10 protein-coding genes are annotated in these 11,267 nt (G+C 74.6%); 7 read left to right on the top strand and 3 right to left on the bottom strand.

Translation table 11 applies throughout. The annotated features are described in order from the left end of the window. The first annotated feature begins 6 nt into the window (after window positions 1-6). From ABZ805_RS23705 to ABZ805_RS23680, 6 genes are all read left to right on the top strand, one after another. The gene (locus ABZ805_RS23705) at window positions 7-1,242 is read left to right on the top strand and encodes a glycosyl hydrolase family 18 protein (RefSeq protein WP_358444226.1); all 1,236 of its coding nucleotides are present in this window, start codon (window positions 7-9) and stop codon (window positions 1,240-1,242) included. Window positions 1,243-1,252: 10 nt separating this feature from the next. Further along, complete coding sequence (locus ABZ805_RS23700) at window positions 1,253-2,629, top strand: glycosyltransferase family 2 protein (RefSeq protein ID WP_358444223.1); 1,377 nt, start codon at window positions 1,253-1,255, stop codon at window positions 2,627-2,629. 21 nt (window positions 2,630-2,650) lie between these two features. After that, complete coding sequence (locus ABZ805_RS23695) at window positions 2,651-3,781, top strand: LuxR C-terminal-related transcriptional regulator (RefSeq protein ID WP_358444220.1); 1,131 nt, start codon at window positions 2,651-2,653, stop codon at window positions 3,779-3,781. Beyond that, window positions 3,778-4,965: a glycosyltransferase gene (locus ABZ805_RS23690; protein WP_358444217.1), complete on the top strand. Its 1,188-nt coding sequence runs from the start codon at window positions 3,778-3,780 to the stop codon at window positions 4,963-4,965. Before ABZ805_RS23695 ends, ABZ805_RS23690 begins: the two co-directional genes overlap by 4 nt. A gap of 109 nt (window positions 4,966-5,074) precedes the next feature. Beyond that, the gene (locus ABZ805_RS23685) at window positions 5,075-5,695 is read left to right on the top strand and encodes a HAMP domain-containing sensor histidine kinase (protein ID WP_358444214.1); all 621 of its coding nucleotides are present in this window, start codon (window positions 5,075-5,077) and stop codon (window positions 5,693-5,695) included. Window positions 5,696-5,725: 30 nt separating this feature from the next. Further along, window positions 5,726-6,394 carry a response regulator transcription factor gene (locus tag ABZ805_RS23680; RefSeq protein ID WP_358444211.1) on the top strand — a complete coding sequence of 223 codons (669 nt, stop codon included), beginning with the start codon at window positions 5,726-5,728 and terminating at the stop codon, window positions 6,392-6,394. Between the two features lie 250 nt (window positions 6,395-6,644). On the opposite strand, the gene ABZ805_RS23675 is transcribed toward ABZ805_RS23680, so the two are convergent. Further along, window positions 6,645-8,186, bottom strand: coding sequence for an acetolactate synthase large subunit (locus ABZ805_RS23675; protein ID WP_358444208.1), 1,542 nt, complete (start codon window positions 8,184-8,186; stop codon window positions 6,645-6,647). Window positions 8,187-8,303: 117 nt separating this feature from the next. Between ABZ805_RS23675 and ABZ805_RS23670 the strand changes: the two genes are divergently transcribed. Continuing rightward, a complete protein-coding gene (locus ABZ805_RS23670) occupies window positions 8,304-9,206 on the top strand; it encodes an alpha/beta hydrolase-fold protein (RefSeq protein WP_358444205.1) in 903 nt (300 codons plus the stop codon). Between the two features lie 45 nt (window positions 9,207-9,251). Here the strand turns inward: ABZ805_RS23670 and ABZ805_RS23665 are convergent, their stop codons facing one another. Next, window positions 9,252-10,091 carry an alpha/beta hydrolase gene (locus ABZ805_RS23665; protein ID WP_358444202.1) on the bottom strand — a complete coding sequence of 280 codons (840 nt, stop codon included), beginning with the start codon at window positions 10,089-10,091 and terminating at the stop codon, window positions 9,252-9,254. A 77-nt stretch (window positions 10,092-10,168) separates the two neighbouring features. Beyond that, window positions 10,169-11,173 (bottom strand): aldose 1-epimerase family protein, encoded by a 1,005-nt coding sequence (locus ABZ805_RS23660; protein WP_358444199.1) that lies wholly within the window; start codon window positions 11,171-11,173, stop codon window positions 10,169-10,171. Window positions 11,174-11,267 lie beyond the last annotated feature (94 nt).

The raw sequence follows: 11,267 nt of genomic DNA, 5'->3' as shown, positions 1-11,267 counted from the left end.
CATGGCGTGGCGACCGCGGACGGCGCCGGGCGCGAAGGCCTCGGCGCGAAGCTCACCGCCTGGTGGCGGCGGACCTGGGCCGGTGCCGGCCCGGACGAACCGGAACCGACCGGCCCGCGGTCCTGGCCACCGGAGCAGGGCCGCAGCCCGCGGGCGCGGCGGGTCCGGCACTTCGGCGGCTCCATCTGGTTCATCGCGCTCATCGCGATCGCCGCGCTGCTGGTGGTCGTGATGGCGGCGCCGCGGATGATGTCGCCGTCGAAACCGGGCACGCTGGTGGTGGCGTCGCTGCCGTTCTGGAACCTCGGCAACGGCACCACCACCGTCGTCGCCAACCGGGACTCGGTGAACGAGGTCTCGCCGTGGATCTACGGGCTCGGCGACGACGGCCGGATCACCCACCAGTTCCCGCCGGACCGGACCGCCGAAGTCGCCGAGCAGGTCGGCAAGCTCCGCGAAGCCGGCGTGCCGGTGGTGGCCTCGCTGGCCAACATCACCGACGGGCGCTGGGCGTACGAACCGGTCGCGAAGGTGCTGCACGACCCGCGGCTGCGGGACCGGCACGTGCGGGAGATCGTCGCGCTGGTCGAGCGCGAGGACTACGCGGGCATCGACATCGACTACGAGAACCTGCGCTCCGGGGACCGGGAGGCGTTCGGCGCGTTCGTCACCGAACTGGGCGCGGCGTTGCGCGCCGAGCGCAAGACCCTCTCGGTGGCGGTGTTCGCGAAGGCCAGCGACGAGGGCTACGACGAGCGCAACGTCGCCCAGGACTTCGCCGTCATCGGCCGGGCCGCCGACCAGGTGCGGTTGATGGGCTACGACTTCCACTGGGGGACCTCGCCGCCCGGCCCGGTCGCGCCGATCGGCTGGGTGCGCGACGTCGTGCAGTACGCCAAGTCGCAGATCCCGCCGGAGCGGATCGTGCTCGGCATCCCGCTCTACGGCTACGACTGGGTCGGCGAGCACGGCACCAACGTCACCTGGCTGCAGGCGTTCCAGCTCGCCACCCAGCACCGCGCCGAGACGAACTACGACCCGGTCAGCCAGACCCCGTGGTTCCGCTACACCGACGAGCGCGGCCGCGAGCACGAGGTGTGGTTCGAGAACTCGGTGAGCTCCAAGGCGAAGTTCGAAGTGGCCCGCGGCTCCGGCATCCGCGGCGTCTACCTGTGGATGTACGGCTACGAGGACACCTCCACCTGGAACCGGCTGGCCGAGAGCCTGCCGGTCGGCGAATGAGGGAGCGGCGATGATCCCGTGGTGGGTGCTGGCGATCGCCGTCTTCGGCGCGAACTTCACGCTGTGGGGCATGATCGGGCTGTTGCGGGTGCTCGACGGCTGGCACGGCGCGGCCCGGGCGCGGATGGTGCCGCGCCGCGCGAAGGTCGCCGACCTGCAGGCGCACCGGGAGAAGAAGGACCTGCCCGGGCGGCACCGGCTGCGCCGCGCCACGAACCTGCGGCTCACCGACGTGGCGGTGCTCATCGCCGCGCACAACGAAGAGCTCGTCATCAAGGAGAGCCTGCGGGCGATCACCGCGCTGGTGCCGGTGAAGCAGGTGCACGTCGTCTCCGACGGCTCCACCGACCGCACCGTCGAACTCGCCCGCCGCGCCGGGGTGAACGTGATCAGCACCGAGGAGAACGTGGGCAAGGCGGGCGCGCTGCAGGTCGGCATCCGCCGGTTCCGCCTGGTGCGCCGGTTCCGCCTGGTGATGCTGCTGGACGCCGACACCAGGGTGGAACCGGGCTACTTCCGGGCCGCGCTGCCGCTGTTCGACGATCCGGAGGTGGTGGCCGTCGCGGGCTGCGTGCGCACCGAGTGGCGGGACCGCTCGCTGTCCTTCGCCGGGCGGGTGGTGGCGTTCCACCGGCAGCGGATCTACTCGATGACCCAGTACCTGCTGAAGTTCGGCCAGACCTGGCGGCACGTCAACGCCACGCACATCGTGCCCGGCTTCGCCAGCGTCTACCGCACCGACGTGCTGCCGAACATCGAGGTGAACCCGCCGGGGCTGGTCATCGAGGACTTCAACATGACCTTCGAGGTCTACCAGAAGCGCCTCGGCAAAGTCGGGTTCACGCCGTCGGCGGTCGCCGCCACCCAGGACCCGGGCACGCTGCGGGACTACGTGCGCCAGTCGAAGCGGTGGTCGCTGGGCCTGTGGCAGACGGTGCGCAGGCATCCGCCGCGGCTGAACCTGTTCACCGCGATGCTGACGCTGCTGCTGGTGGAGCTGCTCACCAGCGGGATCATGCTGGTGCTGCTGCCGCTGGTGCTGCTGGTGCTGCTCGTTCCGGAACTGGTGACCGGGGTGCTGACCCTGCCGTGGTTCGCCGCCACCTACGAGGCGGTGTCGGGATACCTGACGGTTCCCGCGCTGCTGCTGGGGATCGTGCTGCCGGACCTGCTGCTGACCGCGGTGGTGGCGCTGATCCAGCGGCAGCCGCGGTTCCTGCTCTACGCGTGGCTGTTCCTGCCGATGCGGGTGCTGGATTCGGCGATCGCGCTGTCCGCGATCCCGCTGGCGTGGTGGTCGCGCTCCACCGGCCGGTGGAGCAGCCCGCGCCGCCACCGGGTCGAACCGGCCGAGGCGCGGCCCGGCCTCGGCGCGCGGGCCGGGTGACGACCGCGCGGTCTCCCGCAGTTGGATGAGGACTTCCGCGCCGCGGCGCGGGACCGTGAGGTGGTGAACGTGCTGCGGCTGCTGATGGTGGACGACCACCTCATGCTCACCGAGGCGTTGAGCGCCCGGCTGTCCGAAGCGGGGGACGTGTGGGTGGTGGGCCGGTGCGCCACCGACGACCCGCAGCTGCCCGCCGTGGTCGACCGGTTGCGCCCCGACGTCGTCACCGTCGACGTGGAACCGGTCGGCTGCACCGGCGCCCTGGTGGAGTCGGTGCGCGCGCACCGGCCCGCGGTGCACGTCGTGGTGCTCACCGGCGGGCTCGATCCGCAGCGGGCGGTGGACGCGGCGCGCGCCGGAGCCGCCGGGTGGGTGCCGAAGGAGTGCGGGGTGGACGAGCTGACCACCGTGCTGCGCGGGGTGTGTCGCGGCCACGCCTGGTACCCGCCGGAACTGCTCGGCGAGATCCTGCGCGGACTGCGGGCGGACGTGGTGCACGCGGCCCGCCGCGACGGCCCGCTGGACGTGCTCAGCGAGCGGGAGCGGGACGTGCTGCGCGGCATGGTGGCGGGCATGCGCGGCAGCCGCATCGCCGAGGAACTGCGGATCTCCGCCGAGACGGTCCGCACCCACACCCGCAGCATCCTGGCGAAGCTGCGGGTGCACTCCCAGCTGGAGGCGGTGAGCGTGGCGGCCGCGGCGGGAATGCGCGCTCCCGGGCAGCCGGGCGCGTCCGAGCAGCCGAGCGTCTCCGGAAGGCCGGGTGCGTCCGGAGGGCCGGGTGTCTCCGGACGGCTGGGCGCCTCCGGACTGCTGGGCGGCTTCGGGCAGCGGAGCGCGTCCGAGGCACCGGGCGCCTCCGAGCAGCGGAACGGTTCCGGTCAGCTGGGCGTCTCCGGGCGGTCGGACGCCTCCGGAGAGCCGGGTGTTTCCGGACGGCCGGGGGTTTCCGGTCGGCGGGGTGTCTCCGGGCGGTCGGGCGCTTCTGGTCAGCCGGGCGCTTCCGGGCAGCCAAGGGCTTCCGGGCAGCCGAGCACGTCCGGACGGGCGGGCGACGCCGGGAGATCGGGTGCTCCCGGGCAGCCGGGCGAGGCCCGCGCGCCCGGCGAGCTCGGCACGATCGGCCGATCGTCCCCGCCGGACCGGCGATGAACCGCCCGCCGCGCGTCGCCACCGTCATCACCCGGCTCGAAGGCGGCGCCGGCGCGATGGCGCTGCGCGGCGCGCTGGCGCTGGATCCGCGCGAGTTCGACGTCACCGTGATCACCGGCAGCGGCGGCCGGTTGCTGCGGGACGCCGCCGACGCGGGCCTCGCCTGCGTCCTCGAACCCGCGCTGCGCGCCCCGATCGCCCCGGCCGACGACGTGCGGGCGCTGCTGCGGCTGACCGGGCTGCTGCGCCGCGGCTCGTTCGATGTGGTGCACACCCACTGCGCGAAGGCCGGCGCGCTGGGCCGGGCCGCCGCGGTCCGCGTCGGGGCGCGGCGGATCGTGCACTCCTACCACGGGTTCCCGTTCCACGAGTTCCAGCGCGCCCCGCGCCGCCGTGCCTACCTGGCGGTGGAGCGCGCGCTGGGCCGGGTCACCGACGTGGCGCTGTGCGTGGGGACGGCGGTCGCGGTGGAGGCGGTGCGGCGCGGGCTGATCGCTCCGGACCGGGTCCGCACCACCGGCGTCGCGGTGCCGCCGGTGCCGGTCGATCCGTCCCGGGCGCGCCGCGAACTGGGCCTGCCCGCGGGAGTTCCGGTGGTCGGCGCGGTCGGCAGGCTCGCCTACCAGAAGGCCCCGGAGGACTGGGTGGCCGCGCTGGCGGCGCTGCACCGCCCGGACGTGACCGGGGTGTGGATCGGGGACGGGGAGCGGGCCGCGCGGGTGCGGGCGGCCGCCGCGCGCCTCGGGGTGCGGGTGCTGCTGGCCGGGGACCGGGCGGATGCACCCGCGCTGGTGCCCGCGTTCGACGTCTTCGTGCAGCCCAGCCGCTACGAGGGCCTGCCGCTGGCCGTGGTGGAGGCGATGAGCGCGGGCGTGCCGGTGGTGGCCACGGCGGTGAACGCGATCGGCGACGTCGTGGTGCCCGGCGTGACGGGCCTGCTGGTGCCGCCCGCCCGACCGGACCTGCTGGCGGCCGCGGTGTCCCGGCTGCTGGCCGACCGCGAGCTGGCGGCCGGGCTCGCCGCCGCCGCGCGGCAGCGGGTGCTCGGCGCGCACACGTCGGCGGCGCTGGCCGCCGACCTCGCCGCCGCCTACCGCGGCGAGCCGGTGACCGGTGCCGCGACCGGGGCCGCCGGGTTCGGCGCGCCGGTGGAGCCGCCGCACCACCTCCGTGACCTGCGGTGACGGTCATCCCCTGAAGGTATGAGACTGCAACGTGCGGCCCCCGTCGACGCGACGACTGGGTAGCGCGGCCCGAGCACGGCCGCGGCGTCTCGGAGCGGAGGGAGCGGTGGTGCGAACCGAATCCTTGCCCGCGCCTGCACCGCCCGGCGTGGACCGGTGGCTGCGCGGCTTGCTGCACGACCTGGGGCACGGCTTGGCGGCCGCGTCCTACTTGACCGAGGGGATGCGCGGGGAGGCGGAACTGCCCGCGCAGGCCCGCGACCGGCTGGAGCTGGTGCACCAGGAACTGGTGCGGCTGCTGGAGCTGGTCGCGGCCGGCGGTGCCCCGGGCGAACCGGTGGCGGTGGAATTGCGCGGCCTGCTCGGCAGGCTCGCCGCGTCCCGCGCGCGGGCGGGCGCGCCGACGTTGCTGGTGCGCCCGGGCTCCCCGGTGCACGTGCGCGCCGACCAGGCCGCGGTGTGGCGGATGCTGGCGAACCTGCTGGACAACGCGGCGCGCGCGGCGGGCCCGGGTGGCGTCGTGGAACTGGGGGCCACCCACCACCCGGGCGGCGGGGTGACCGCGGAGGTCGTCGACGACGGGCCCGGCCTGGGCCGCGCACCCGGTGCGGGCAGCGGACTCGGGCTGGGCATCGTCACCGCGCTGGCGCAGTCCTGCGGGGCCCGGCTGCACCTGGAACCGGCCCCGCGGCGGGGAACTCGGGCACGGCTGGTGTTCCCGGGGGCGTGAGGCCGCACGGGGCGACGATGGGGGAGAGGCATGGGGGACGGTTCGAGTCGGGTGCTGCTCGGCGACGACCACGCGATCTTCGTGGACGCGCTGGTCTCGGCGCTGTCGGCACGCGGGTTCCCGGTGGTCGGCACCGCCGGTTCGATCGCGGGCACGGTCGCCGCGGCGCGCAGGCTGGCCCCGGACATCTGCCTGCTGGACCGGTACTTCGGGGACGGGGACGGGGTGGCGCGGCTCCCGGAGGTGCGGGCCGCCGCACCGGCCGCGAAGGTCGTGGTGCTCACCGCGGACGGGGACGCCCGCGGGGTGCGCGGCGCGCTGTCGGCGGGGGCGGTGGGGTACGTGAACAAGATGTGCGGGCTGGCGAACCTGCTGGACGCGCTCACCGCGGTCGCCGGCGGGGAGACCGTGGTGGCGCTGGCCGCATCCCGGGTTCCGGCGCAGCAGCCGCGCGGTGAGGCGCTGGACGCGCGGCGGCTCGCCTCCTACCTGACCGCCCGGGAACGCGAATGCCTCGGCATGCTCACCGAGGGCGCGCAGACAGCGACGATGGCGAAGTCGCTGGGGGTGTCCCCGGCGACGGTGCGCACCCACGTGCAGGCGGTGCTCACCAAGCTCGGCGTCCACTCCCGCCTCGAAGCCGCCTCCCTGGCGCTGCGCCACGACCTGATCCCGCCACCGCAGCGCTGCGTCAAGTGATCTTTTCGGACCGAGCGCCTTCTGCTGCGAGGGGGCTAGTGGCGGAACCTCAGCGGCCCTCTCGCTGCGGGATCGATTTCACCGGTGGCTCCGCCACAGGAGAAATCGCTGTCCTCGCGAGAGGTCCGCGGAGAACCCGCGGGTGGGACGGTTGATCGGGTGGTCGTTGGCTCAGCGGCTTCGCCGCTGACAGGGGACAGACCAAGATCCGGCGGGTGGGTTCAACGGCGGGCCGCCCGGGCGCGCGGTGTCAGGGCAGGACCGCCTCGATGAGGTGGGGTCCGGGCTCGTCGCGGGCGCGGCGGAGGGCGGTGCGGAGTTCCTCGCCGGTGGTGGCGCGGACCGCGGGAACGCCGAAACCGGTGGCCAGCGCGACCCAGTCGGCACCCGGGTCGGCGAGGCTGGTCATGCCGGTCGCCGCGGGCCCGGGGCGCCGCACCCCGGCGCGGCCGAGCTCGGCCTCCAGGATGCGGTAGCGGGAGTTCGCGCACAGCACCGTCGTCACGTCGAGGCCTTCCCTGGCCTGCGTCCACAGCCCCTGCACCGTGTAGGCGGCGCTGCCGTCGGCCTGCAGGGTGATCACCGGCCGGTCGGGCGCGGCGAGCGCGGCACCGGTGGCCACCGGGATGCCCATGCCGATGGCCCCGCCGGTCAGCGCGAGCTCGGTGTGCGCGGGAGCGGCGGCGGCGACCGCCGGGTAGGCCGCGGCCGCGGTGATGCCCTCGTTCACGATGATCGCGTGCTCGGGCTGGTCGAGCGCGATGGCGGTGGCGATGGCCTTCGCGTGCAGCTCGCCTTCCGGCGGGCGCAGCACCGGCTGCTCCCGCGCGGGCGGTTCCGCACCGGCCCCGGCGGCGTCGGCGAGCGCGGCGAGCGCGTCGACGGGGTCCTCGTCGAGGTCGGCGAGGGTGTGCACCTGCACGTGCTCGGGCACCGGAACGCTCGGCTGGCCCTGGTAGCCGAAGAAGGACACCGGCAGGCCGGTGCCGACGAGCACCAGGTGGGTGTGCTCGGCGAGCGCCGCGAGGGTGTCCTCCGGGAAGTACGGCAGCGAGCGGACGGCGGGCACGTCCGGGCCGCGTTCGAGGCGCGCCGGGTTCCGCTCGGCGAACACCCGGCCGCCGGTGGCGGCCGCGATCCGGGCGCCCAGCCGCAGCCCGTCCGCCCCGAGCGCCGTCCCGCCGAGCAGCAGCGCGGGGCGGCCGGGTCCGGCGAGCAGCTTCGCGATCCCCGCCACCCGCTGGTCGTCCACAGTGGACAGCACGGGTGCGGCGGGCGCGGCGGGCACCTCGCCGCCGTCCGCCCACATGTGGTCGGCCGCGGCGATCAGCGTCGCGGGCATCCGGTCCCGCAGCGCCGCCTGCCGGACCTCGAGGAACTCGGCCGCGGCCGCCGCCGCGCCCGACGTGCGGGACACCCGGCAGGACACCGGCCGCGCCAGCGATTCGATGTCGGAGGACAGCGGCGCGTCCGCGGCCTGGTGCCAGCTGGCGTGCTCGCCGATCACGTTGAGCACCGGGGTGCGGGCGCGGCGCGCGTTGTGCAGGTTCGCGATGCCGTTCGCGAAACCCGGCCCCAGGTGCAGCAGCGTCATCGCGGGCCGCCCGGCGATCCGCGCGTAGCCGTCGGCGGCACCGGTCACCACGCCCTCGGCGAGGCCCAGCACCGCGCGGATGCCGCCGACCGAGTCGAACGCCTCCACCAGCGGTAGCTCCGTCGTGCCCGGGTTCGCGAAGCACGTCGTCACGCCCGCCTCGCGGGCCGCGGTGAGCAGGCTCTCCGCACCGTTCACACCCGTTCCCCTCTCCACTCGGTTCCCAGGTCATGCTGCAGGGGGTCGGCCTCGCGGACAACCACCGGAGGCGTCGGTAAAGTATCCGCGGGACGTTGACGACGTGGTGGCAGGCGAATGCGGAACGTGAAACTGGGGCGGCGGAGCCTGCTGTCCTTGATGGGTGTGACGGCGGTCGGTGCGACCGCGGCGGCGTGCGGGCGCTCGAACCCGGGCGTGGCCACGGCCGAGGCGCCGCTGCGCAGACCGATGCCGCGCACTCCGGCGGCGACCGGGCCGGTGCTGCGGGTCGACACCGAGCGGTCCTACTACCGGGACGCGGACGTGCAGCTCATGTTCGCGTTCCCGAACGGGCTGGAGGCCACCGAGAACCTGCCGATCGTGCTGTACCTGCACGGCAGGGACGGGATGAGCCCGACCCCGATCCCGTACGAGACGCTCAGCAAGCTCGAAACCGAGTACGCCGCGGGCGCCATCCCGCCGTTCGGCCTGCTCGCGGTCGACGGCGGCTTCAACTCGTACTGGAACGACGGCTCCGCGAACGGCGACCTGCTGAGCATGTTGCTGGAAGAGGTCCCGGCGTGGCTGCGGTCCCGCCACCTGGGCGACCGGGACGGGCTGCCGTTCGCGGTCGCCGGGATATCGACCGGTGGCTTCGGCGCGCTGAACTACGCGGCCGAACGAACGCAGGTGGGGCTGCCGGTGGAGGCCGCGGCGCTGCTCGCGCCCGCGCTGCCGGTCACCTGGGAGCTGATGAACGAGAAGGGCGTGTTCGCCAGCGAGCAGGAGTGGCACGACCACGACCCGCTGCGGCACACCGACCTGCTCGGCGACATTCCGGTGGGCGTCTGGGTCGGCGACGTCGACCTGTACCGGGAAGGTGCGGAGGAGCTGGCCGCCGAATACCCGAACACGCCGGTGCTGTCGGTGCTGCCCGGCGGGCACGACGGGTCGGTGTTCGACGTGGTCGGTTCGGACATGCTGCGGTTCCTGGCGACCGGGGTGTCCGCGGAGGGCTGACCGGAGAGCGGGGCCGCGCGGGGCGATGCCGCTCTCCGGCTCCGCTCACTCGTCCTGGTGGGCGATGAGGTGCTCCAGGACGAACCGGGTGAGCTCCTCGGGCGCCTGCTCCGGGACCCAGTGCGAGACGTCCTCGACCATCTCGAACCGGTAGTCGCCGTCGACGTGCTCGCCGGTGGCCAGCGCCGCCGTGGAGCCGAGCGCGTTGTCCTCGGTGCTCCAGACGTAGAGCGTCGGCACCTGGACGCGGCCGATGGGACCGGCGAACTTGGCCGCGCGGTACCAGTTCAGCGCCGCGTCCAGCGCGCCCGGTTCGGTGAAGCGCTGCACGTACTCCTCGACGTGCGTCTCCGGGATCTTGTGCTCGTAGATCCGCCGCAGCCGCCGCGCGCCGTCCTCCAGCAGCTGCTTGTCGGAGCCGGAGCGGCGGAACACCTGCATGTACTCGGAGCGCCGCTGCTGGTCCTCGTCCTCGCGCAGCGCCTGCGAAAACGCGTCGAGGTGCGGCACGGACACCGCGGTGAGCGTGCGGATCCGCTCCGGGTGCGCCGCGGCGACCGACCAGGCCACGGCCGCGCCCCAGTCGTGCCCGACCAGGTCGAAGCGGTCCCAGCCGAGCCGGTCGGCGATGGCCAGCACGTCGCCGATCAGCTCCTCCATCCGGTAATCGGCGACGTCGGCCGGGCGGACGCCGGGGGAGTAGCCGCGCTGGTCGGGCGCCACGGCGTGGCAGCCCGCGCCGCCGAGCACGGCGAGCTGCTCGCGCCATTCGATGGCGGCCTGCGGGAAGCCGTGCAGCAGCAGGACGGGGCGGTCGCCTTCGGCACCGGCGCTGAGCGCGTCGAAGGTGCCCGCGGGGGTGGGGATCTGGATGTAGTCGGCCACGACTGCACTGTAGGACTTCGGCCGCCGCCCCGGTCCGCGCGGTGGCGAGCGGTGCCACCGCGCGGTCGGGCGGCGGGCTACTCGGCGAGCCGGTAGCCCCAGCTGCCGCGGTGCTCCTGCCCGGGATGCAGCACGATCAATCCGTCACCGGTGACGAAAGCGTTGGGGGCGCACGTCATCGGCTCCACGGTGAGGCCCGAGCGCGCTGGCCGGTCGGCCTCCGGCGAGTCGTCGGTGTAGACCTGCAGGTACCCGTGCGTGCGGTCCACCCACAGTTCCACGTCGCTCCCGTCGGACCGTCCGAATCGGACGGTCGCGGTGCCGTCGGCGTCCCGGGCGAGGTCGGTGAACGCGGTGTCCAGCACCGTCGACCCGATCGGCCGCGCCGCGCGGAAGTCGTACTCGCCGCCCGCGACGGGGGAGGTGCCGGTGGGCAGCAGCCGGTCGTCCACCTCGTAGTAGGTGTCCGCGGGCAGCTGCAGCACCAGCTCGTCGATGGTGCCGGTGCCCGCCGCCAGGTAGGTGTGGTTCGCGGTGGCGAACGGGGCGTCGCCGGAGCCGATGTTGCGCGCGGACAGCGTGCTGCGGAACCCGCCGCGCTCCAGGGCGAACTCGATGCGGAACGCCAGCTGGAACGGGTAGCCGTAGTGCGGCGGCAGCACGTGCTCCAGCACCACGCGGTCCCGGCGGTGCTCCACCGGGCTCCACTCGGTGAAGCCCATCAGGCCGTGCAGCGCGCAGTCCCGCTCCGGCTCGTTGATCGGCACTTGCAGCTGCTCGCCGCCGAACTCGTAGGCGCCGCCGTCGATGCGGTTCGCCCACGGCAGCAGCGTCTTGCCCTGCCAGCCTTCGCCGAGCTCGTCTGCGCCGTGGGTCAGCAGCATCTCGGTCCCGTCGACCTGCCAGGACAGCATGGTGGCCGCCACGCCCGCGACCACCGCGGTGTGCCGCCCGTTGCGCAGCTCGTAGAGCCTGCCGTGCATCGACGCACCGCCCGCCGGGGCGGCCGCCGCGCGCCGGCCACCGGGCAGCGCCCCGGTGAGCGCCGCCGCCCCGGCCGCGGCCAGCGCCGCACCGCCCAACGTTCGCCTGCTCCACCTGCTGGGGAACCAGACTCCCCACGAGTCGGGTGCCGAGCCGACCCGCAGCCAGCAGCCCGGTTACGACCAGGGCTAC

Origin of the sequence: Saccharopolyspora sp. NPDC047091, assembly GCF_040643635.1 — a bacterium.
In the GTDB taxonomy this organism is placed as follows: domain Bacteria; phylum Actinomycetota; class Actinomycetes; order Mycobacteriales; family Pseudonocardiaceae; genus Saccharopolyspora_C.
The sequence above is the reverse complement of the archived record's forward strand: the minus strand, read 5'-3'. Positions and strand labels throughout refer to the sequence as shown.